21 protein-coding genes are annotated in these 20,914 nt (G+C 63.0%); 9 read left to right on the top strand and 12 right to left on the bottom strand.

Features of this window, described 5'->3' with window-relative positions; translation table 11 throughout:
• Positions 1-210: 210 nt before the first annotated feature.
• Entirely contained in the window at positions 211-1,221 is a 1,011-nt protein-coding gene (locus tag J5286_RS05545; RefSeq protein WP_209189623.1) for a ligase-associated DNA damage response exonuclease, read from the bottom strand.
• A gap of 90 nt (positions 1,222-1,311) precedes the next feature.
• Positions 1,312-3,600 (bottom strand): sensor domain-containing protein, encoded by a 2,289-nt coding sequence (locus J5286_RS05540; protein WP_209189528.1) that lies wholly within the window; start codon positions 3,598-3,600, stop codon positions 1,312-1,314.
• A gap of 260 nt (positions 3,601-3,860) precedes the next feature.
• On the opposite strand from J5286_RS05540, the gene J5286_RS05535 reads away from it, so the two are divergent.
• Positions 3,861-5,216 carry a TIGR03808 family TAT-translocated repetitive protein gene (locus tag J5286_RS05535; RefSeq protein ID WP_449089925.1) on the top strand — a complete coding sequence of 452 codons (1,356 nt, stop codon included), beginning with the start codon at positions 3,861-3,863 and terminating at the stop codon, positions 5,214-5,216.
• Between the two features lie 155 nt (positions 5,217-5,371).
• Entirely contained in the window at positions 5,372-6,031 is a 660-nt protein-coding gene (locus tag J5286_RS05530; RefSeq protein ID WP_209189526.1) for a glutathione S-transferase family protein, read from the top strand.
• On the opposite strand, the gene J5286_RS05525 is transcribed toward J5286_RS05530, so the two are convergent.
• Entirely contained in the window at positions 6,032-6,943 is a 912-nt protein-coding gene (locus tag J5286_RS05525; protein WP_209189525.1) for a LysR substrate-binding domain-containing protein, read from the bottom strand.
• Between the two features lie 164 nt (positions 6,944-7,107).
• Here J5286_RS05525 and J5286_RS05520 point away from each other — a divergent pair, with 164 nt between their 5' ends.
• Together J5286_RS05520 and J5286_RS05515 are read left to right on the top strand one after the other, a co-directional pair.
• Complete coding sequence (locus J5286_RS05520) at positions 7,108-7,278, top strand: hypothetical protein (RefSeq protein ID WP_245205364.1); 171 nt, start codon at positions 7,108-7,110, stop codon at positions 7,276-7,278.
• Between the two features lie 49 nt (positions 7,279-7,327).
• Positions 7,328-7,681 carry an MmcQ/YjbR family DNA-binding protein gene (locus J5286_RS05515; protein WP_209189523.1) on the top strand — a complete coding sequence of 118 codons (354 nt, stop codon included), beginning with the start codon at positions 7,328-7,330 and terminating at the stop codon, positions 7,679-7,681.
• 6 nt (positions 7,682-7,687) lie between these two features.
• On the opposite strand, the gene J5286_RS05510 is transcribed toward J5286_RS05515, so the two are convergent.
• Positions 7,688-8,308: a glutathione S-transferase family protein gene (locus tag J5286_RS05510; RefSeq protein ID WP_209189522.1), complete on the bottom strand. Its 621-nt coding sequence runs from the start codon at positions 8,306-8,308 to the stop codon at positions 7,688-7,690.
• 103 nt (positions 8,309-8,411) lie between these two features.
• Positions 8,412-8,777, bottom strand: coding sequence for a DUF4406 domain-containing protein (locus J5286_RS05505; protein ID WP_209189521.1), 366 nt, complete (start codon positions 8,775-8,777; stop codon positions 8,412-8,414).
• A 118-nt stretch (positions 8,778-8,895) separates the two neighbouring features.
• Between J5286_RS05505 and J5286_RS05500 the strand changes: the two genes are divergently transcribed.
• Entirely contained in the window at positions 8,896-9,651 is a 756-nt protein-coding gene (locus J5286_RS05500; protein ID WP_209189520.1) for a DeoR/GlpR family DNA-binding transcription regulator, read from the top strand.
• Here J5286_RS05500 and J5286_RS05495 read toward each other — a convergent pair.
• A complete protein-coding gene (locus tag J5286_RS05495; protein WP_209189519.1) occupies positions 9,626-10,375 on the bottom strand; it encodes a hypothetical protein in 750 nt (249 codons plus the stop codon). The two genes, J5286_RS05500 and J5286_RS05495, sit on opposite strands and share 26 nt — an antisense overlap.
• A gap of 140 nt (positions 10,376-10,515) precedes the next feature.
• Entirely contained in the window at positions 10,516-11,523 is a 1,008-nt protein-coding gene (locus tag J5286_RS05490; protein ID WP_209189518.1) for an asparaginase, read from the bottom strand.
• A gap of 155 nt (positions 11,524-11,678) precedes the next feature.
• Between J5286_RS05490 and J5286_RS05485 the strand changes: the two genes are divergently transcribed.
• Positions 11,679-12,416, top strand: coding sequence for a DUF3750 domain-containing protein (locus J5286_RS05485; protein WP_209189517.1), 738 nt, complete (start codon positions 11,679-11,681; stop codon positions 12,414-12,416).
• A gap of 4 nt (positions 12,417-12,420) precedes the next feature.
• Here the strand turns inward: J5286_RS05485 and J5286_RS05480 are convergent, their stop codons facing one another.
• Positions 12,421-13,041, bottom strand: coding sequence for a helix-turn-helix transcriptional regulator (locus J5286_RS05480; protein WP_209189516.1), 621 nt, complete (start codon positions 13,039-13,041; stop codon positions 12,421-12,423).
• Between the two features lie 118 nt (positions 13,042-13,159).
• Here J5286_RS05480 and J5286_RS05475 point away from each other — a divergent pair, with 118 nt between their 5' ends.
• Entirely contained in the window at positions 13,160-14,605 is a 1,446-nt protein-coding gene (locus J5286_RS05475) for an MFS transporter (RefSeq protein ID WP_209189515.1), read from the top strand.
• A gap of 3 nt (positions 14,606-14,608) precedes the next feature.
• Here the strand turns inward: J5286_RS05475 and J5286_RS05470 are convergent, their stop codons facing one another.
• The 4 genes from J5286_RS05470 to J5286_RS05455 all read right to left on the bottom strand — a co-directional run bounded on the left by J5286_RS05470 (position 14,609) and on the right by J5286_RS05455 (position 18,667).
• On the bottom strand, positions 14,609-15,604 hold the full coding sequence (locus J5286_RS05470; protein WP_209189514.1) for an NAD(P)H-quinone oxidoreductase: 996 nt from the start codon (positions 15,602-15,604) through the stop codon (positions 14,609-14,611).
• 75 nt (positions 15,605-15,679) lie between these two features.
• Complete coding sequence (locus J5286_RS05465) at positions 15,680-17,485, bottom strand: GGDEF domain-containing protein (RefSeq protein ID WP_209189513.1); 1,806 nt, start codon at positions 17,483-17,485, stop codon at positions 15,680-15,682.
• Between the two features lie 166 nt (positions 17,486-17,651).
• Positions 17,652-17,879 (bottom strand): ribbon-helix-helix domain-containing protein, encoded by a 228-nt coding sequence (locus tag J5286_RS05460; RefSeq protein WP_018899011.1) that lies wholly within the window; start codon positions 17,877-17,879, stop codon positions 17,652-17,654.
• A 236-nt stretch (positions 17,880-18,115) separates the two neighbouring features.
• A complete protein-coding gene (locus tag J5286_RS05455; RefSeq protein ID WP_112982258.1) occupies positions 18,116-18,667 on the bottom strand; it encodes an HdeD family acid-resistance protein in 552 nt (183 codons plus the stop codon).
• 138 nt (positions 18,668-18,805) lie between these two features.
• Here J5286_RS05455 and betI point away from each other — a divergent pair, with 138 nt between their 5' ends.
• Together betI and betB are read left to right on the top strand one after the other, a co-directional pair.
• On the top strand, positions 18,806-19,393 hold the full coding sequence (gene betI / locus J5286_RS05450) for a transcriptional regulator BetI (RefSeq protein WP_209189512.1): 588 nt from the start codon (positions 18,806-18,808) through the stop codon (positions 19,391-19,393).
• 55 nt (positions 19,394-19,448) lie between these two features.
• Complete coding sequence (betB, locus tag J5286_RS05445; protein ID WP_209189511.1) at positions 19,449-20,912, top strand: betaine-aldehyde dehydrogenase; 1,464 nt, start codon at positions 19,449-19,451, stop codon at positions 20,910-20,912.
• Positions 20,913-20,914: the final 2 nt, after the last annotated feature.

The raw sequence follows: 20,914 nt of genomic DNA, 5'->3' as shown, positions 1-20,914 counted from the left end.
TGGTGGGTGGGATACCCCCCTCTGTCCTGCCGGACATCTCCCCCACAAGGGGGGAGATCGATTCGTGGCGAGATTTGCGCCAACCAATGAAGGTGGAGCGAGCGGGTACGCCCAGCCGATCTCCCCACCTGTGGGGGAGATGCCCGGCAGGGCAGAGGGGGGTATCACGGGCGCCAAGCGTATCGACCGCGCAAGAGCTAACCATGCCCATCACTCCGCCTCATCCTCATACCCCACAAGATGCAGCGGCTTGGCCTTGATGCCCTGCAATTCGCACCAGCGCACCAGCGCCTCCTCGCGCCCATGCGTTACCCACACCTCGGCCGGGCGAAGCTCGGAGATCGTGTCGGTCAGCTCCGGCCAGTCGCAATGGTCGGAGATCACGAGCGGCAATTCGACGCCGCCCTGCTTGGCGCGCTGGCGCACCATCATCCAGCCGGAGGCGAAGGCAGGCAGCGGGTCGTTGAAGCGGCGGGCCCAGCGGTCGGCGAAGGCGGATGATGGGCCGACGACGACGGCGCCCTTGAAAGCGGATTTGTCGCGCCCCTCGACGGTTGCCGGGCGCAGCTCGCCGAGGTCGATCCCTTGTGAGACGTAGTAGTCGCAGAGCCGCTCCATGGCGCCGTGGATATAGATGGGTTCGTCGTAGCCGGTGTCGCGCAAGAGGCGGATGACGCGTTGCGCCTTGCCGAGCGCGTAGGCGCCGATCATGTGGGTGCGCTCGGGGAACTGGCGGAGCGACGCATAGAGCTTGGCCATTTCGCCCGCGGGATCCGGGTGATGGAACACGGGCAGGCCGAAGGTCGCCTCGGTGATGAAGACGTCGCAGGCAACCGGCTCATAGGGCGCGCAGGTCGGGTCGGGGCGGCGCTTGTAATCGCCCGACACGACGATGCGGGTGGCGTCCTTCTCGATGGCGATCTGGGCGGAGCCGAGCACATGGCCGGCCGGATGAAAGCTCACCTTGACGCCGTTGACGACGATTTCTTCGCCGAAGGCGGCGGCCTGTTCCGAGCCGCAGAAATCCTCGCCGTAGCGGATGCGCATGATGTCGAGCGTCTGGCGGGTGGCGAGCACATGGCCGTGGCCGGAACGGGCGTGGTCGGAATGGCCATGCGTGATCAGCGCGCGCTCGACGGGCCTGACCGGATCGACATAAAATCGGCCCACCGGGCAATAGAGCCCCTCAGGCGCAGGATAAAGCAGCGCGTCAAATCTCATCGCCATAGAGATAGCGGCAAATGGCGGAAGAACCAGAGGGGATGGCGGGATCGGGGGCCCTTTGACGCCACCCTGCCCCGCCCTCTCACGCTATCGCCTCAGAAACGCGGGAATTTCCTCGGCCGGCAGCGGCCTGGAGAAGCGGTAGCCTTGCGCCTCCTCGCACTTGGCGAAGCGCAGGAACTCGCGCTGCTCGTCGGTCTCCACGCCTTCGGCAACGGCGGTCAGCTTCAGCGTCTGCGCCAGCGAGATGACGGCGAGGCCGATGGCGACGGCGGTCTTGTCGGATGGCAGCGCTTCGATCAGCGAGCGGTCCATCTTCAGGCGGTCGAAGGGGAAGGTCCTGAGCGAGGCGAGGCTGGAATAGCCGCTGCCGAAATCGTCGATCGAGAAGCGGATGCCGAGCGGGCGCAGCGCGTTCATGGTGGCGCGGGCACGGTCGGCGTCCTGCATCAGCACGCTTTCGGTGAGCTCGAGTTCCAGCCAGTGCGGCGCGAGGCCGAAGCGTTCGACCGCTTCCGTCACATGACGCGCGAAATCCTTGTCGGTGAACTGCCTGGCCGAAACGTTGACCCCGATCCGCAGCGGCGGCAGGCCCATGTCCTGCCAGGCGCGCGCCTGGCGGCAGGCCTCGTTCAGCACCCAAAGGCCGAGCGGAATGACAAGCCCGCTCTCCTCGGCCATCGGAATGAACTCGACCGGCGGGACCATTCCTCGCGTCGGGTGGTTCCAACGCACCAAGGCTTCGAGCCCGGTGACATCAAGCGTCGAGACATCGATCTGCGGCTGATAGTGAAGGATCAGCTGATCGCCGATGATTGCCTGCCTGAGCTCCTCCTGCTCGCTGATCGGCAGGTTGAGATCGGAATCGCGGGCGCTTTGATAGTGCTGCAGCGTGTCGCGTCCAAGCTGCTTGGAGCGGTACATGGCGCTGTCGGCATTTGCCAGAAGCTCTTCGGCGGTGGCGCCATCGCTTGGGAAGGAGGCGACGCCGATGCTGCAGGTCACGTGCAACTGCTTGTCCTGATAGCTTATCGGCTTGCGCACCGCCTTGTGCAGCTCGCGCAGGCGGCGGGTGATGCCGGTGTCGTGACTCGACTGATGCACGAGGACAACCACGAACTCGTCGCCGCCGAGGCGCACGACCATATCGGAGGCGCGCACACCATTGGCCATGCGGGCCGCGACTTCCTTCAAGACTTCGTCGCCTGCCCCGTGTCCAAGGCCATCGTTGATATCCTTGAAATTGTCGAGGTCGATATAGGCAACCGTGACCTTGCGGCCGCTGGAGCGTGCCTGATGCAGGGTCTTGGCCATTCGCTCCTTGAAGAAGGCGCGGTTGGGCAGGCCGGTCAGATCGTCGTGGTGGGCCATGAACTGGATGCGCTCATCGCCACGGCGGCGTTCGATGGCAATGCCGGCGATATGCGTAGCCATGGCGACGAATTCCATCTCGCGCGATGTCGGGCGGCGAACCTCTCTGGAATAGAGCGCGAAGGTGCCGAGCACGTTGTTCTGCGCCGTCATGACAGGCATCGACCAGCAGGAGCGAAAGCCATATTGCTGCGCGACGCCGCGATAATCGTCCCAAAGCGGATCGATCATCATGTCCTCGACCATCACGAATTCGCCGCGCCAGGCCGCCGTGCCACACGAACCGGCATTCGGGCCGATCGTGATGCCATCGATCATCCGGCTGTAGATGCTTGGCAGGCTTGGCGACGAACCGTGATAGAGCCGTCGTCCGTCGCGATCGAGGATGAGAACCGACCCCGAGATACCCTCAATTTCTGCTTCGACCAGGAGAACGAGTGCTTCGAGGATCATTTCGAGCGACTCGTTGCGGGCGATCATTTCCACTATTTGCGCCTGGCTACGGCGAAACTCTTCCTGCCGTTGCCGCTCGGTGATATCGCGGGAAACGCCGATCAGGCCGACAATCTCGCCCTTGTCGTTGCGCAAAGGGAGCTTTGAGGTGAGCCGGCATGTGACGAGTTCGCTCGATGCCGAACGGACAATCTCCTCGACATCGAGCCGCCGCTCGCCTGTCGCCATGATCTCCTGTTCCATCTCGAAAAGGCCGCGCGCGGTCTGGAAGTCGAGGAAATCAAAATCGCGCTTGCCGGTGAGATCCTCGGGGTCGTCAACGCCGAAGAAGCGCGCGACCGTGGCATTGGCGAAAACGAAGCGGCTGGCACGATCCTTGACGTAGAAGAAATCGGGCAGCTCGTGGATGATCGCCTTCAGCCCCAGATCTTCGATGCCCGCGGCCATGCCATGACGGCTGGAGACAATGAGCGCTTCGGCGGCGGCGGCAATCCGTTTCGAGTCGATCTCAGTCACATCGGCATCGCGGCGGCCGGCACTCAAGTCATTCATTGCTAGTCTCCAGAGTGGCAGCAACGGCAGCCACACCATCAAACACAGTCATACACATAGTAAATCCGGATATGCTTCCGGATTACCCGGCCACATTCAAATAAAAAGGTGAATCATACACCAACACCAACGCACGAATCCCATGACTAATAAATAATAAGCCAATCAACTTCCGGTGTGTCAAAACGATACTATCGCCACGGCACGATTCCTGCATGGCAGCGCGCATGAACAAATCGCCGCTCATTTCGTCCCTGCCCCTGGCGTCCCGCCGCAACCTCCTGCGCCTTGCCGCCTGCTCCACCGTTGCGCTTCTCGCGCCACCCGTCTTCGCGGCGAGCCGGCAGCCGGATCTGCGCGGGTCGATCGACGAGGTGAAATACAAAGCCGCACCCGATCCCGGCGATCGCAAGAGCAGCAGCCTGCAGAAGATGATCGACGACGCGTCGGCGGAGAATGTCCCGGTGTTCCTACCGCCCGGTGTCTACAAGGTGTCGAACCTGACCTTGCCCGACAATACGCGCATCACCGGCGTGCCCGGCGCATCGCGGATCGTCTATACCGGCGACGGACGGCTGTTTACCGCCGAAAACGTCAAGCGCATAGAGCTTTCCAACATCGTGATCGACGGGCAGAACCGCTGGCTCGGTGACGATGCATCCGCGTTGGTTCAGTTCACCGGCGTTGACGACGTCGTGATCGACAATTGCGAGATTTCGGGGAGCCGCAAGCATGGACTGCACCTGGAGCGCTGCGGCGGGCGAATCGAACGGAGCCGCATATCGGGCGCCGCGCAATCCGGGCTATACGCGGTGGAGTCCTCGGGCCTCTCGGTGACCAATAACGAAGTGTTCGATTGCGGCAATGGCGGCATCCTGATCCATCGTTGGAAAAAGGCGGCCGATGACAGCATCGTCAGCGGCAACCGGATCTACAGGATCGGCGCGACCGATGGCGGCACGGGGCAGAACGGCAACGGCATCAACCTGTTTCGCGCCGACAATGTCATGGTGAGTAACAACCACATCTCCGACTGCGCCTTCACCGCGATCCGCGCCAACTCGGCCTCCGACGTGCAGATCACGGGCAACCAGTGCCGGCGCTCGGGCGAGACCGCGATCTATGTCGAATTCGAATTCGAGGGGGCGGTGGTTGCCAACAACATGATCGATGGCGCCGCCAACGGCATCTCGATCGCCAATTTCGACAAGGGCGGCAGGCTCGCCAGCGTCACCGGCAACGTCGTGCGCAATCTGAAGCTCGACGGCCCCTACAAGTCGGATGTGAGCTTCGGCATCGGCATTGCCGCCGAGGCCGACGCGCTGGTTTCGAACAACATCATCGAGGGTGCGCCAAGATGGGGCATGCAGCTCGGCTGGGGTCCCTACATGCGCAATCTGGTGGTGACAGGCAATGTGGTGCGCAAGGCGCCGGTCGGCTGCGCGGTTTCCGTCGTCGATGGGGCGGGAACGGCCGTCATTACCGACAACGTGTTTCAGGATATGGCCGAGGGCGCGGTGGTCGGGTTCGAATGGGACAAGAAGATGTCGGGAGAACTGGCGGATGGCGCCAGGAGCTACGCGCATCTGACGGTCGAGCGCAATCGCGTGTCTTAGAGCATGTCGCGCAAAAGTGTGCAGCGGTTTTGCGCGACATGCGACGAGCTTTAATCCACCATCAAAAGCTTTGATTGACCCATCAGCCTTGGAAGCTTCCGCTTGATCGCCCTAGCCTTTAGGCTCGCCGCAGATTTGAAGAGGGGCACATCATCATGCTGACAATCTACGGCGTTTATCGCTCGCGCGCCTCGCGCGTCTACTGGATGGCGGAAGAGCTCGGGCTGGAGTTCAAATCCGTCCCCGTGCTGCAGGCGCGGCGCCTCGACAACCCACTGGCGTCGGATGCGCCGGTCAATACGCTGTCGCCTGATTTTGCCGCCATCAATCCGATGGCCATGATCCCGGCCATCAAGGACGGCGATCTCGTCATGCACGAGTCGCTGGCGATCACGCTCTATCTCGCCCGCAAGCACGGCGGCTCGCTCGCCGGCCAAAGTGTGGAAGAAGATGGCCTTTTGACCATGTGGACGATGTGGGCGGCGACCGAGGTCGAAATCCACACGATCAAGCTGGTGATGACCTACGACAACGAAAAGGAAGACACCGAGGAAGGCCGGGCGACCATCGCAGTGGCCAGCCGCTCGCTGAAGCGGCCGCTGGCGATGCTCGAAAAGCATCTTGGCACGGCCGACTATCTCGTCGGCAACCGCTTCACCGCCGCCGACCTCAACCTCGCCGAAGTGCTGCGCTATGCCCAGTCGGAGCAGGCGTTGTTTGATGCGCATCCCAAGGTCGATGCCTGGATCAAGCGCTGCCAGGCCCGCCCGGCCTATATCGCCATGCAGGCGGCACGCTCCAAAGAGGCGGTGTGATCAGATAAAGAGCTTCAAGGTCTCGGCCATTTCGGCGCGGATCCAGGCCTTGAAGTCCCTGACTTTCTTCGGTTCGCGCACCCCGTGCGCGGTCACGAAATAGTGGCCGAAGCCGGTTCTGGCGCGAATGCCGAAGGGCGCGACCAGCTGGCCCTGCTGCAGCGCATAGCCGGCCAGCGTCTGCCAGGCGAGCATCACCCCCTGCCCGGCGATGGCGGCATCGAGGCACAGCGAGGCGTCGTTGAAGACGTGGCGGGTTTCGAGCGCCGCACCCTCAAGCCCCGCCGCGCGCATCCAGACGTCCCAGCCAAACATCGCGCGGCCGTCGATGATCGCGGGCAACGCCAGAAGGTCGGCGGGCTCGCGCAAGCGCTCGGCCATTGAAGGCGTGCAGACCGGGAACACCTCCTGCTCCAGCAACAGCTCCGCCTTCACATCCGGCCAGCGACCATCGCCGACACGGATGCCGATATCGACATCGCAGAGGGCCGGATCGACCAGCTTCATGGTCGCGTCCATGCGCAGGTTGATGTCGGGGTGGTGCTCGGCGAAACGATCGAGGCGATAGACCAGCCAGCGCGCTGCGAAAACCGGCGCCACCGAGATCGTGAGGATGCTGTCGTCGCGGCGTTGCGCAAGTGCCACTGCCCGAGACAGATGCGCGAAGCCTTCATTGAGTGCCGCCAGCAGCGGTGCGCCCGCCTCGGTCGCCAGCATGCCCTTGGGCGTGCGCTCGAAGATCGTTCGATCAAGCTGCGCCTCGGCCTTGATCACCTGCTGGCTGACGGCGCCGATGGACACACCAAGCTCCTCGGCCGCCGCCTGCAGAGAGCCCAGCCGTCCGACCGCTTCCAGCGCGCGCAGGCCGTTCAGATGTACCGAGTTCAGATGTACCGAGTTCAGATTTTTCATATAGATTTTCTATATCAGAATTCCGTTATTCTCAATTGAAACCCTCCCCGTTTCGGGAGGATATTGCCTCGCATCACGCATGCATCTTTCGCCTGACAAGCACCCACTCACCGCAGGCAGCGACCGAGAAAGCGAGGCATCCGATGCAATGGCTAAAGTTTTTCTTGAACGAAGAGACCGCCGAACCGTCTTATGGGGCAGACCCGGCAGGCGATCCGCTCTCCCATCCCGATCTCGCGCGGATGTCGCTGACGGAGTTGGCGGACCTGCCGCTTGAGCGTTGCGAGCAGCCCAGCCACAGCCGTGACCAGCCCGAACTGGCGCTCTGCGCATAGGCTCCGGAATCTGATAGGCTCTCCCCGGACGAGCACCGGGAGTTGACGCATGGCTGAGGATATCGACGCGATCTTCAAGCGGCTGCTGCGGCTTGTGGCCGAGGCGAAACTGCCCGGCGTCGAGGAAGGCACGTCCTACGGCAACCATGCGCTGAAGGTCGGGGGCAAGTCCTTCGTGGCCGTGAAGAATAACGAGACGATCGTGATCTCGATCTCGCTCGACGAGAAGGAGGCGCTGCTTTCGATGGCGCCCGAGATCTATTTCCAGACACCGCATTATGTCGGCTGGCAGTATCTGCCCGTGCGCATCGACGTCATCGGCGATGCGGAACTGACGGATCGGCTGATCGGCGCGTGGCGATTGCGCGCGCCGAAGAAGCTTTCGGCAAATTACCAGAGGTGAAGCGGCTTACGCCTTCTCGCGGGCGAGCGCACGCTGCACGGCGGGGCGCTCCAGCATGCGGGCGTAGTGGTTGGCCACCTTCGGGAAGCGCACCGGGTCGACATCGTCGCTCGGCAGCCAGCCGGTCATGACGAAGAGATAGGGATCGGCGACGGAGTAGCCCTCGCCCATCACCCAGGGGCCGGCGAACATGCCGTCTTCGATCAGCGCGAAGCTCTCCGCCATCGTCTGCGGCACCTTTGCCTTCATCGCCTCATGCGCAGCAACGTCATCGGCCCAGCGGCTGGCGCGGCGGCCGTGTGCGTGGTTCACATGCACCGTCGAGCAGATATAGCTGTTGAAGGCCTCCATTCGGGCGAATTCGAAGGGGTCGTCGAGCGGCGCGAGGCCGGCCGCCGGCGCGATGGCGGCGATATAGGCCAGGATCGCCGGCGTTTCGGTGAGCACGCCCTTTTCGGTCGCAAGTGCCGGGACGCGGCCCTTGGGATTGATCTTGAGGTAGGCCTCGGAGCGTTGTTCGCCATTGGCGGTATCGACCCGCTTCGCCTCGAAGGGAAGGCCCGATTCCTCAAGCGCGATGAGGCTGGCGCGGGAACATGTGCCGGGCGCGAAATACAATGTCAGCATGACGACTCCTGTTTTTCAGGAGAGCATAGAGCGCGCGCGGGGGATTGCGAGCGAGAAAGAGAGACCGCATGCGCGGCCTCCCCGATTTGTCTCTGACGTAGCTTCAAGCGGCCTTGGCGCAGCCCGGCACGTCTTCCAATTTGTACCAGACGGGAATGCCGCGCTCTCTTGCGATGCGGACATCGTTGTCGGCACCCTTGGATTCCCCTTCCAGCCGCAGCACGCCTTCGCACAGTTGCAGCAGGCGGCCCGCGACCGGGTGGAATATGCGCTCGTAGAGATCATCGCCCACGCTTTTGCCGCCGGCGGCATGCCAGACCGGCAGGGCGACCCATTCGCCGATCATCGGCACATGGCCGGCTTCGAACAAAGCGTGCGACGGCGCTTCCAGCCGCTGCAGGTTGGCCGCCATCTTCGCCGGATCGTCACCGGTTCCCGAACGATAGGGGCCTGCAATCAAGATCAACATGTCTCTTCTCCTCAACTCCCGGCTTCATGCACGGGATTGCGTGAAAATGCATGATATTTCTTGATTGTCGAATCATTTCGTGCAAACTCAGGAAAATTCATTCAACTTCGTGAGCCTTATGCTGACCTCCCAACGCAAGACACTGATCCTCGACCTGCTGCGCCGCGACGGCCAGGTGATTGCCAAGCGGGTGGCAGAGGACCTATCGGTGTCTGAAGACACGATCCGTCGCGACCTTCGCGAGATGGCGGCCGAGGGGCTCTTGAAGCGCGTGCACGGCGGCGCGATGCCGCTTTCGCCGGAGCTGCCCGATTTTACGACCCGCAAGGATGTGTCGCGGGACGCCAAGCAGCGGCTTGCAGCAAAAGCGATCGGGCTGATCAAGCCGGGCCAGATGGTGTTTCTCGACGGCGGCACGACCACGGCGGAGATCGCCCGGCAACTGCCGCGCGGGCTTGCGGTCACCATCGTTACTCACAGCCCGACGATCGCCGCCGAGCTCGAGCATCATCCGAGCGCCGAAGTGATCCTGATCGGCGGCAAGCTCTACAAGCATTCGATGGTGGCTGTCGGCGCCATCGCGATGGCCGCGATATCGCAGCTGCGGCCGGACCTGTTCTTCCTCGGGGTGACGGCCGCGCATCCCGTGCATGGGCTGTCGACGGGGGATTTCGAGGAGGCCGCGATCAAGCGGCATATCGCCGGCTGCGCGATCGAGACCCACGTGCCGCTGACGGCGGACAAGCTCGACTGCGCCTCCGCCTGCGAGGTGCTGCCGGTTGCTTCGGTTTCGGGATTGATCGTGCCTGACGATATCGACGACGCGCAGCTTGCGCCCTATCGCAGCCTTAACGGCGCGATCCTTTCAGCATGAAGGGCGTCATCAGGCGGGCACGGAGGTCTGCGAGGTGCGGGCCGAACAGGCTGGCCGCGAGTGCTGCAGAGAAGACGGCAAGGGCCAGATAGGCCAGCCTATCATCCAATGCGCCAAGCGTGAGTGCCATCTCCAGCTTCGGCTGCCAGGTGGCCAGCAGCACCGAGAGCGCGGGCATGTCGAGCAGCCGGCCCGGCATCCACGCGAAGGTGGGTGTCTGCGCGAATCCAATCATGGCGCCATACAGGGCCGATAGCCGGATCGCGACGCGCAGCCAGCGCCAGGGGCCGAGCGGCCTGCCCCCTCCATCCTCGAACGACCAGCCGATATAGGTGCAGAACACCACGAGGAAGGGGAAGGCCACCGGCAGGCTCTGCATGACCATTTCCGAGTTCAACTGGCCGGTCCAGACATTGGCGAGCAGAAGCGGAAAAGGCGCCGAGGCACTGAAGAGGACGAGCACGAAGAGGCACCAGAGCCAGTTCATGCCGATGTGGTGGATGCGGGCAAAGGTGACGACGAGGATGATGCCGCCGGCGATGTAATAGCCGACCGGCTTGATCGTGCCGGTCATCATGAGGATCAGCGGGCCGCAGGAGCCGGCGACCCTTGCGCAGCTCGATGTCGCGACCGTTGCCCAAGTGACGTAATCGAAGCTCATGGCAAAGAACAGGAAGACCGCCAGAGCGATCAGCATCCACCAGAGATAGCGGCCTGCAAACATATCCTGCCCTCATGGCAATCGATGTACTGCGCCAAGAGTAGCTTAACCGGATAAAAGCGCACGCGCCGTCATCCGGTTCAGTTTCGCATATATTAGAATTGGCTATCTTTGATATTCAGAATGTATCGTTCCGGCACGCTTTAATCAGAGAGTACCGCCGCCGCGCGAATGTCGCCGACGTGAATACCATTCCAGTTGTGCATGCTTGAAGTCGCGAGATCGGCCAGACCGACGCCGATGGCGCTATCCTTGTCGAAGAAGCGGGCGAGTGCCGCGGCAACCATGCTTTCGGCGGCGCGGGCATGACCGTCGTCGCATTTAACGGCGATCGAGATGCCCTGATCGGGAATGGCGGCGCAGAAGACGCCCTCGGCCCCGGTCTTCGCGAAGATGCGGCCGGGCTCCAACTGCATAAGCTTCGTGCAGAAGCGGCCGGTGCCGGCGACATAGAAGGGCTCGGCCATGCAGGCATCAAACAGCCGGCGCGAGGCTTTGGCGCGCAATGGCTCGAGGCCGTTGCCGGTCGCCATCTTGGCGAAGCCATGCGCCAGCCCCTTCAGCGGCACGGCGTAAGTCGGGATCGAGCAGCCGTCGGTGCCGCAATTGTCATGGCCGAGCACGGCGCCGGTCAGGCTTTCCATGGTGGCGCGGATTTCGCGCTGCAGCGGGTGGTCGTAGCCGACATAGCCCTTGGGATCGACGCCCTGGTGGACACAGGTGCAGACGAAGCCGGAATGCTTGCCGGAGCAATTGTTGTGCAGCGCCGTCGGCTTCTCCATCGTGCGGGCCTGGTGGATCAGCACCTTCTGGCTCGACGACCAGTGGCCGCCGCATTCGAGCGTTTCGACATCGCGGCCGGCGCGCGCCAGCATAGAGGCTGCGACCGCAACATGCTCGTCCTCGCCATTATGCGAGGAGCAGGCGAGCGCCAGCTCCTTGTCGCCGAAACCGTAGGCATCGGCAGCGCCGCTTTCGACCAGCGGCAGCGCCTGCATCGCCTTGCAGGCCGAACGCGGAAAGGTGGGCGCCTCGACATCACCCAGCGAGAAGACGACCTCGCCATCGCCATCGACCGCGATGACGGCGCCGCGATGCCGGCTTTCGACGCGCGCGCCGCGGGTGACTTCAACGGTGACGGGATTGGTCATGGGCTTATCCTGATATTCTGAACAGGCTGTCACGCATAAATGATGGGCGCGATAAAGCAATCGGGTTCATGTTGAAAAAGAGCGGCGCAATTGCGCCATCTTGCTCGTCACATCCTTGGCCGCAACCGCACGTCAGCAAAGGTCCCCGGCGTTTCATGCGTCATCTCAAACGGCTCCTTCTTCTCATCCTCGTCGTCTATCTGCTGCCGGCCCTGGCGTCGGCCGGGTGGTGGTCCCTGCAAAATCATCCGAACTCGTGGCGGGAGGCCGAATGGGGCACATCGGGCGTGCTGCCGAAGGCCGATGCCAGCGGCGACGCCAAGATCTACATCATGTCGGCAAGCACCGGCGGGCTGAAGGGCGCGGTCGCCAGCCACTCGTGGATCGTCACGAAGGCCAAGGGCGACGCGACCTACAATCGCTACGACAAGGTCGGCTGGGGCTCGCCGATCCGCCGCAACAACTATGTCGCGGACGCCTACTGGTATTCCAACAGACCTCATATCGTGAAGGAAATCTCGGGCGACGAGGCCCAGAGGCTCATCCCCGCCGTCGAGGCGGCGATCCAGTCCTATCCCTATGCCGGCGTCGGCGACTACCGGATCTATCCGGGCCCGAATTCCAACAGCTTCGTCGCGCATGTGCTGCGCACGGTGCCCGATCTCGACGCGGTGCTGCCGCCCGATGCGGTCGGGCGCGACTACCTCAGCGACGGGCGGATGTTTGCGATCGATGCCGACGGGCGCGACATGCATGCGACGCTCTACGGCCTGATCGGCATCGCCGCCGGCCAGCGCAGCGGCTTCGAAGTGCACTTCATGGGCCTGGTCGCCGGCATAGACGTCGCCAATCCCGGAGTGAAGATCCCGGCGATCGGGCGGATCGGGCTTTAGCGGGCTACCCCGCACTAATCCGATACGCACAACGCCGCGCGCCGTGGAGTATGTGTTCCTCGCGCTCGACGTCCGCGCCGAGGATGCTGCGGAAGGTTTCGAGTTCGGAGCGGCAGAAGCCGGCGCAGGCGGTGGCGGCGGCGCAGATGGGGCAGTGGTTTTCGATCAGGAGCAGCGAGCCATCCTCTTCCTGCCAGCTGTCGGCCATGTAGCCTTCTTCGGTGCGGATGCCGGCGAGCTGGCGGACGCGGGTGGGGAGATCCTTGGCGGTGATCTCGCTGCGGTAGCGCGCCAGCGTCTCAGTCTCGCGGGCGGCGATGACGGTGTCGAGCGCCTGGGGGCCGAGGCTCTCCACCATGGTTGCGAGAAGCGTCGCGGTCAGTTCGGCATGGCGGTCGGGGAAGCGGGCGTTGCCTGATTGCGTCAGGTGCCAGAGCTGACGGGGGCGGCCCCTGCCCGGCGCGGGCTCGGACACGGGCTCGACCAGTCCCTCCTCGGCCATCTTCGCCAACTGCTGGCGGGCGGCCTCGCCGGAGATGGACAGCGCCTCGCCTATGGCCGATAGGAGTTGCGGCCCTTCGGTCTTGAGCAGCATCAGGATACGGTTGGCTGATGATTGTCGCATAGGCTGATATTTTTCCAAGCTTGTTCTTGCTTTAATAGCGCGGCTGTGTATTTTTTCCAAGCTATAACTTGTAAAAAACTTCCCAAAAGCTTTCCAGGAAACATTCAAGGCATTCCGCATGAGCAGCATCGACGACGTCGCGACGGAGCGCTCCTCCGTCTTCCAACTCTTTTCCAGACCGGTTTTGGCAGCCACGCTGATGCTCGGCGGCGGCGTGACGCTCTATGCGGTCGAGGCCTATATCATGGCGACCATCGCGCCATCGATCGTGCGCGATATCGGCGGGCTGGAACTGCTCTCCTGGGTCACCACGCTGTTCGTCGCGGCTGCCGTGCTCGGATCGATCTTCGTCGCCATGCGGCCGCGCGGCATCGGCCTGCGCACGGTCTACGTGGCCGGCGCGCTGATGTTTGCGGCCGGCAGCCTGATCTGCGCGCTGGCGCCCTCGATGCAGGTGATCCTGGCCGGACGCGCGGTGCAGGGATTTGGAGCCGGCGCGCTGGGCGGGCTTGCCTATGCATTCATCCGCTTTGCCTATCCCGAGCACCTGTGGCGCAAGGCCTCGACGCTCTATGCGGCGATCTGGGGCGTGGCGACGCTGCTCGGCCCAAGCCTCGGCGGGCTGTTCTCCGATGGCAGCACGTGGCGCCACGCCTTCATGCTGCTTGTTCCCGTGAGCGTGCTCATGGCTATCCTTGCGCCCGTGCTGCTGCCGTCGGCGCATGACGACCGGGCTCCCGGGCGCACGCCGATCACGCAGATCGCGCTGCTCCTGACTGCCGTGCTTCTGGTCAGCATCGCCGGCACGATCGAGGCGACGCAATCGAAAGCGCTGCTGGTCGCGGCATCGCTCATCGCCGTGGTCGCCATGCTCGGCATTGAGCGGCGAAGCGAGAACCGCCTGCTGCCGACAGGCGCCGTGGCCCTCAGCATGCCGATTTCCCGCGTCTACCTGATGATGTTTCTGCTGATCCTGGTGCTGACCAGCGACATCTACATCCCCTATTTCCTGCAATCCCTGCACAATGTCAGCCCGCTGGAATCGGGATACCTCACGGCGCTCGTCGCGCTCGGCTGGACGGTGGCAGCGTTTCTCAGCGCCTCGTTCTCCGGCCGCCGCGCCGGCCGCGCGATCGTTATCGGCTGCGTGATCGAGACGGTTGCGGTCGCGGCGCTGGCGATCTTCCTGGCACGCGACAATCAGGCAGGCAACATCGCGTTGCTCGCGCCGGCCGTCGTCTTCATGTTCCTCATGGGGTTCGGGGTCGGGCTCGGCTGGGCGCATCTGGTGACCAAGGTGCTGCGCCTCGTCGCGACATCGGAGCAGGACAAGGCCTCGGCGGCGATCACCACCGTGCAATCGCTCGGAAGCGCATTCGGGGCAGCCTTCGCGGGCGTCATCGTCAACAGCACCGGCCTGCTTGCGCCAGGCGGCGTTGCCGGCGGCATATCCGCGGCGCATTGGCTGTTCGTGCTGATGGCGCTGCCGGGGATCGTGACGATCCTGATCTCGCTGTCGATCCAGAAGTCCGGCAACGAGACGCAAGCGACGGCAACGGCGTGATCGTCAGACGCGTAGCATGATCTTGCCGATATGGCTGCTCGATTCCATCAGCTTGTGGGCTTCGACGACATCCTCGAAAGCGAAGGTCTTGTGGATCACGGGGGCAAGCTTGCCCTCGTCGAGCAGCGGCCAGACCTGCGACAGGAGATCGTCGCGGATGGCGCGCTTTTCTTCCGGCGTGCGCGGGCGCAGCGTCGAGCCCGTCACCGTCAGCCGCTTGACCATGATCGGCGCGAGGTTGGCCGTTTCGGCAACCGCGCCACCGAGGAAGGCGATGATCGAGAGGCAGCCGTCCTTCGCCAGCGAGGCAAGGTTCTTTTCGAAATAGGCGGCGCCGATCATATCGAGGATCATGTCGACGCCCTGGCCGGTCTCGGCCTTGATCACCTCGGCGAAATCCTCGGTCTTGTAGTTGATGGCGCGCTTCGCCCCGAGCTTGACGCAGGCGTCGCATTTTTCCTGCGAACCCGCAGTCGCGTAGACCTCGGCGCCGAAGGCGCGGGCAAGCTGGATCGCGGTGGTGCCGATGCCGCTCGTGCCGCCGTGGATGAGCACCTTCTCCCCCTCGGTCAGCCCCGCCATCTGGAACATGTTGGCCCAGACCGTGAAGTAGTTTTCAGGAAGTGCCGCCGCCTGGACGGCATCGTAGCCTTTTGGGAAGCGCAGTGCCTGGCCCGAGGGAATGAGGCAATACTCGGCATAGGCGCCGCCGTTGGTGAGGCCGCAGACCTTGTCGCCGACAGCATAGCCGCTGACGCCGGGGCCGATCGCTACCACTTCACCCGCGATTTCAAGGCCGAGGATCGGGCTTGCATCCTTCGGCGGCGGATAGGTTCCCTGGCGCTGCGCGACATCGGGGCGGTTGACGCCGATCGCCTGGGTGCGCACGAGGATCTGCCCCTCGCCCGCCACGGGCAACGGCCCGCTCGAAATGGTCATCACGTCAGGGGCGCCGAAGCGGGGCAAATCGACAAAACGCATAAGCGCAGGCAAAGACATCACCGGTCTCCTCATTCGGATAGCAGTGAGATAGTTCAGCAACGCGGCGTTGAGAAGGGCGGAAACGCCGGAGCGTCAATTCGCCTCGCCCAGCCGATGGAAGACCAGGCCTTCCGCGCTTTCCTTCGCCAATGCCTTGATATGGGCGATGGCGGCGGAGACGCGGCTGATGTCGTCGATGACAAGACCCTTGGGAAGCTCCAGAACGCCGATCGAGCAGCGCATCAGCGGAAAGAAGGCTTCGACGCCGGCGCGGTCGTGGCCGCGGATGCGGCCGGCGGCGCGGTCGATCTCGGAATAGAGATCCTGGGCATCGTCATGGAAATCACCGATCAGACGATCGAGGATTTCCGTCAGCTCCTCCTTGGTCCAGCCCTGCACGCCGATGAAGAAATCATCGCCGCCGACATGGCCGAGGAAGTGGCGCTCGGCGAAGAAGTAGCGCCGCATCAGGGCTGCGAAGAGCGAGATCGCGTGGTCGCCGAGGTGGAAGCCATAGGCATCGTTGAAGGGCTTGAAGTTGTCGAAGTCGCAATAGCAGAAGTGGCGGGTCTCGTCGCTGTCGCGGCTCGCCTCGCGCATGAAATCGCGGATGGCGTGGTTGCCGGGAATGCCGGTCAGCGGGTTCTGGTCCTGCGCGGTCTTGAGCTTCTTCTCGTTCATCACCTTGATGAGCGAGGCGGCCGAGACGACGCCGGCATAGCGCATGTTTTCCGTCAACAGCAGACAGTTGGCGCCTTCCATGTTGGCGAAGATCGTCATCAGCTGCTCGGCATCGGAATCCAACCCGACGATCGGCGCCATTTCGACAAAATGCGAGATGGTGCGCTCATACATCTTGTTCTTCAGCAGATCGCGACCGAAGGGGTGGTAGATGTATTCCTTCAGGTGGCGCTCATGCAGGATGCCGCGCGGCTCGCCATTGGCGTTGAGAACCGGGAAGAAGGCATTCTGCGGATGGCGGCGGAAGACCTCGAAGACGCTGTCGATCGTGGCGTTCTCATAGACCGTCGGCAGCACTTCGATCTGCTTGCGGATGAGGATTTCGTCGAGCGACTGGTTGTTGCGCTTGCTCTTGCCGAGTTCCTGAAGATGCGGGAAAGACGGCACCAGCTCGGAGACATGCGTGGTCGGGCGCGAGATGAACCAGCCCTGCACGAGGTCCACACCATATTCGCGGCAGGTGATGAACTCGGCTTCGGTCTCGATGCCCTCGGCAATGACGCGGGTGCCAAGCACATGGGCGATGTGCACGATGTTCTTCAACAGGTGGCGCTTGCGCGCGCTGCCATCGATATCGGCGATAAAATAGCGGTCGATCTTCAGGTAATCCACCGGATGATCGCAGAGCAGCTTCATCTCGCCATGGCCGACGCCGAAATCGTCGATCGCCAGCTTGAAGCCGCGCTTGCGCAGCAGCGAGACGAGCGCGGCGAATTCGGGAACCGAGGTGTTGTCGAAGCGCTCGGAGAACTCGAAGCAGATCGAGGATGGCGGGATATTGGCGAGCTTCAGATGCTGCAGCAGGTTTTCCACCAGCTGCTCGCCATGCGGAATGAGGCGGACATCGAGATTGAGGAACAGCGTCGCGGTGGCGAAGTTCGGTAGCGACGCGAACTTGGCGAGCGCGCGGCTCGCCACCATCTGCTCGAGCTGCAGCAGCTGATCGCCGCGCTGGGCCTCGTCCAGAATTTCGAGCGGGGAATTGAAGCCGAGGCGCTCCTGGCCGCGCATCAGCGATTCATAGCCGAAGGCGACACCGGTGCTGGCTTCGACGATCGGCTGGAAGGCGTTTTCGATAACGAGTTTTGCGAGGGTAATGATTTGATCGCTGGTGTAGCGACGAATAAGGGCGGGCTCTACGGTGGCAGCCAACGACATGCCATTCTCCACTATACGGCATTCATATTATTATTTTTCGCGCGGAGACTAGGGGCGAAGCGTCAACGAACACTTTCCCCAATGTGAAGGTTTTGTGAAAACTGGCGTTTTATCAAATGCATGCAGCAACCGCCGCACGAGGCGGCGGCTGTAGGTGTGCCCGCCTTCAGGCGGTGCGGCGATGCTCGTGGTCGGCGAACATGTCGGCGACGCATCTGGCATCGGCGGGGGCGCAATCGCGCGCTTTCGGCAGGCCATCGACCTTGCGGGCGGCATCCCACAGCCGGAGCGCTTCGCGCACCACTTCGCTGCTGGAAACATAAGTGCCATCGTCGATCGCCGCGCGGATATCGGCCGCCTGCAGCGGAGAGATGGAAACGGTTACCATCGGCATGACATCACTCCCATTGCCTCGTGGTCTCCCATCGCCTCGTCGGGCAGACGCCTGCCCGGTCGAGGAACGGATACACACTCGCTTCGGCCGCCCTTCCGGTAGCGGATGCTGGGCCATGAACAGCGTCGCTTTCACACGTTTGCGACCTCTGCCATGAGGTTAATTTTAGTCTTCACTCACATTCTTGTCAAAAAAGAAACAGTGCGTGATGAACAGGCTGTGAATAGCGGGCACAATCAGCGGCGGATGGCGAGGCCGAAAGCGAGCATCGACCAACCCTGCAGCAGCAGGTCGCAGGCAAGGAACAGGCCGAGGATCCACAGGCTGTTGACCGGCCAGCCGAGCACGATGACGAAGCCCGCCAGCGCCGTGATCAGACCGCTCAAAAGCACCCAGCCCCAGCCTCTCGACGGGCGCATGCGCCAGCCGACGAAGACGCGGAAGATGCCCGCCACCAGCAAGGCCATGGCCAGAAACAGCGTGAGCGCCGCAGATGCCAGAATGGGATTCATGAAGGCGAAGACACCGGCCAGCACATAGAGCACACCGCTCAGCGCCCAGAAGAGCAACTGCTCCCACTCGCGCACCTGAAAGGCATGGGCGAGATAGACGATGCCGCCGACCAGCATGAGCAGGCCGACATAGTAGACGGAAACGACGGTGGCCAAAAAGACGTTGGCGGCGGCGATGGCGCCGAAGACGATCAGCAGTGCGCCAAGGACCACGAACCAGACCCATTTCGACCGCAGCGCGGAGGACGAAGGCATTTCATTGGACATGTCTGTCATCATGCACCTCCCGGTTGTTCATTGAGTATGGCGCAGAAACGGCGGATGGAAAGAGATATCTTACGGAAAAGGCGATAAGATTTTTATTGATTGATCAGTCAATCAAAATTACGCTGGCCGTATTGCAGGAGAAAGACCGTGCCGAAAGTCGGAATGGAACCGATGCGCCGCAAGGCGCTCGTCGATGCAGCGCTGCGCGTGATCGGGGATCACGGCTCGCTCAGCGTCACCATGTCCGAAATCGCCAAGCAGGCCGGCGTTTCACCGGCGCTCGCGCACCACTATTTCGGCAGCAAGGAACAGCTGCTGATCGAGACGATCCGCTCGCTTCTAAAGCAGTTGCGCGACGACGCGGTGACGGCGCTGAAGGCGGCCGCCACGCCGCGCGCGCGGCTTTCGGCGGTGATCCGCGTCAGTTTCCACGCCGACCAGTTCGCGCCGCAGACGATCGCCGCCTGGCTTGCCTTTTACGCCGAGGCACAACGTTCGGAAGAGACGCGCCGCTTTCTCGTCATCTATGCGAGGCGCCTGCGCTCCAACCTCGTCGCCAATCTGAAGCCGCTCTGCCCCTTAGATGTCGCGGAACATATCGCCGAAGGCGTGGCCGCGATGATCGACGGGCTCTACATCCGCCAGAGTCTCGGCTCGACGCGTGTTGGCGCCGAGGCGTCGATCGCGCTGACGGAGGATTATGTGACGATACAGCTAAGAGGGACGGCGCGATGACCGCATCGATGCCCTCCCCCACTCTGCCGCAGCCAACCGCTAAAAGGATAGACCCATGAGAGCCCAGCCCACAGCATCGCACTTCATCGATGGCGAATATGTCGAGGACGATGCAGGCACCGTGATCGAAAGCCTTTATCCGGCAACCGGCGAAGTCATCGCGCGGCTTTACGCGGCAACGCCAGCCATCGTCGAAAAGGCGATCGCCGCTGCCAAGCGCGCGCAGCCGGAATGGGCGGCGATGAGCCCGACGGCGCGTGGCCGCATCCTGAAGCGGGCCGCCGACATCATGCGCGAGCGCAACCGCGAGCTCTCGGAACTCGAAACGCTCGACACCGGCAAGCCGATCCAGGAAACCATCGTCGCCGACCCGACCTCCGGCGCCGACAGCTTCGAGTTCTTCGGCGGCGTGATCGCGGCGGCCCTCAATGGCTCCTACATCCCGCTCGGCGGCGATTTCGCCTACACCAAGCGCGTGCCGCTCGGCGTCTGCGTCGGTATCGGCGCCTGGAACTATCCGCAGCAGATCGCCTGCTGGAAGGCAGCACCTGCGCTTGCCGCCGGCAACGCCATGGTGTTCAAGCCGTCCGAAAACACACCGCTCGGTGCACTGAAGATCGCCGAGATCTTGATCGAGGCCGGCCTGCCCAAGGGGCTCTTCAACGTCATCCAGGGTGACCGCGATACCGGCCCGCTGCTCGTCAACCATCCCGATGTCGCCAAGGTGTCGCTGACGGGTTCCGTGCCGACCGGCCGCAAGGTGGCGGCAGCGGCTGCCGGCAATCTCAAGCATGTGACGATGGAACTCGGCGGGAAATCGCCGCTGATCGTATTCGACGACGCCGATATCGACAGCGCGGTGGGCGGCGCCATGCTCGGCAATTTCTATTCGACCGGCCAGGTCTGCTCCAACGGCACCCGCGTCTTCGTGCAGAAGGACATCAAGAGCGAGTTCCTGAAGCGGCTGAAGGCGCGCACCGAGGCGATGGTGATCGGCGACCCCATGAACGAGGCGACGCAGGTCGGCCCGATGGTCTCCTGGGCGCAGCGCGAGAAGGTTCTGGAATACATCGAGAAGGGCAAGGCCGAGGGTGCGACGCTTGTGGTCGGTGGCGGCATTCCAAACAATGTCTCGGGCGAAGGCTATTACGTGCAACCGACGGTGTTTGCCGACGTGACCGACGAGATGACGATCGCCCGGGAGGAGATCTTCGGGCCTGTCATGTGCGTGCTCGATTTCGAGGACGAGGCCGAAGTCATAGCGCGCGGCAACGCCACCGAATTCGGCCTGGCGGCCGGCGTCTTCACCTCCGACATGAGCCGCGCCCACCGGGTGGTCGATATGCTCGAGGCCGGCACGCTGTGGATCAACACCTACAACCTCTGCCCGGTCGAAATCCCCTTCGGCGGCTCCAAGCAATCCGGCTTCGGCCGCGAGAACTCGATTGCCGCGCTGGAGCATTATTCGGAGCTGAAGACGGTTTATGTCGGCATGGGGCCGGTTCAGGCGCCTTATTGATA

Source organism: Rhizobium sp. 16-488-2b (genome assembly GCF_017741815.1).
Classification (GTDB): Bacteria; Pseudomonadota; Alphaproteobacteria; order Rhizobiales; family Rhizobiaceae; genus Rhizobium.
This window is presented reverse-complemented; position numbering and strand designations above follow the sequence as displayed.

Bases quoted from the DNA above. Each gene is read 5' to 3' on its own strand.
- J5286_RS05455 (WP_112982258.1), bottom strand. From the start codon at position 18,667: ATGACAGACATGTCCAATGAAATGCCTTCGTCCTCCGCGCTGCGGTCG.
- J5286_RS05490 (WP_209189518.1), bottom strand. From the start codon at position 11,523: ATGACCAATCCCGTCACCGTTGAAGTCACCCGCGGCGCGCGCGTCGAA.
- J5286_RS05460 (WP_018899011.1), bottom strand. From the start codon at position 17,879: ATGCCGATGGTAACCGTTTCCATCTCTCCGCTGCAGGCGGCCGATATC.
- J5286_RS05500 (WP_209189520.1), top strand. From the start codon at position 8,896: ATGCTGACCTCCCAACGCAAGACACTGATCCTCGACCTGCTGCGCCGC.
- J5286_RS05545 (WP_209189623.1), bottom strand. From the start codon at position 1,221: ATGAGATTTGACGCGCTGCTTTATCCTGCGCCTGAGGGGCTCTATTGC.
- J5286_RS05510 (WP_209189522.1), bottom strand. From the start codon at position 8,308: ATGCTGACATTGTATTTCGCGCCCGGCACATGTTCCCGCGCCAGCCTC.
- J5286_RS05465 (WP_209189513.1), bottom strand. From the start codon at position 17,485: ATGTCGTTGGCTGCCACCGTAGAGCCCGCCCTTATTCGTCGCTACACC.
- J5286_RS05530 (WP_209189526.1), top strand. From the start codon at position 5,372: ATGCTGACAATCTACGGCGTTTATCGCTCGCGCGCCTCGCGCGTCTAC.
- J5286_RS05485 (WP_209189517.1), top strand. From the start codon at position 11,679: ATGCGTCATCTCAAACGGCTCCTTCTTCTCATCCTCGTCGTCTATCTG.
- J5286_RS05480 (WP_209189516.1), bottom strand. From the start codon at position 13,041: ATGCGACAATCATCAGCCAACCGTATCCTGATGCTGCTCAAGACCGAA.
- J5286_RS05495 (WP_209189519.1), bottom strand. From the start codon at position 10,375: ATGTTTGCAGGCCGCTATCTCTGGTGGATGCTGATCGCTCTGGCGGTC.
- betB (WP_209189511.1), top strand. From the start codon at position 19,449: ATGAGAGCCCAGCCCACAGCATCGCACTTCATCGATGGCGAATATGTC.
- J5286_RS05470 (WP_209189514.1), bottom strand. From the start codon at position 15,604: ATGTCTTTGCCTGCGCTTATGCGTTTTGTCGATTTGCCCCGCTTCGGC.
- J5286_RS05540 (WP_209189528.1), bottom strand. From the start codon at position 3,600: ATGAATGACTTGAGTGCCGGCCGCCGCGATGCCGATGTGACTGAGATC.
- J5286_RS05505 (WP_209189521.1), bottom strand. From the start codon at position 8,777: ATGTTGATCTTGATTGCAGGCCCCTATCGTTCGGGAACCGGTGACGAT.
- J5286_RS05525 (WP_209189525.1), bottom strand. From the start codon at position 6,943: ATGAAAAATCTGAACTCGGTACATCTGAACTCGGTACATCTGAACGGC.
- J5286_RS05475 (WP_209189515.1), top strand. From the start codon at position 13,160: ATGAGCAGCATCGACGACGTCGCGACGGAGCGCTCCTCCGTCTTCCAA.
- J5286_RS05515 (WP_209189523.1), top strand. From the start codon at position 7,328: ATGGCTGAGGATATCGACGCGATCTTCAAGCGGCTGCTGCGGCTTGTG.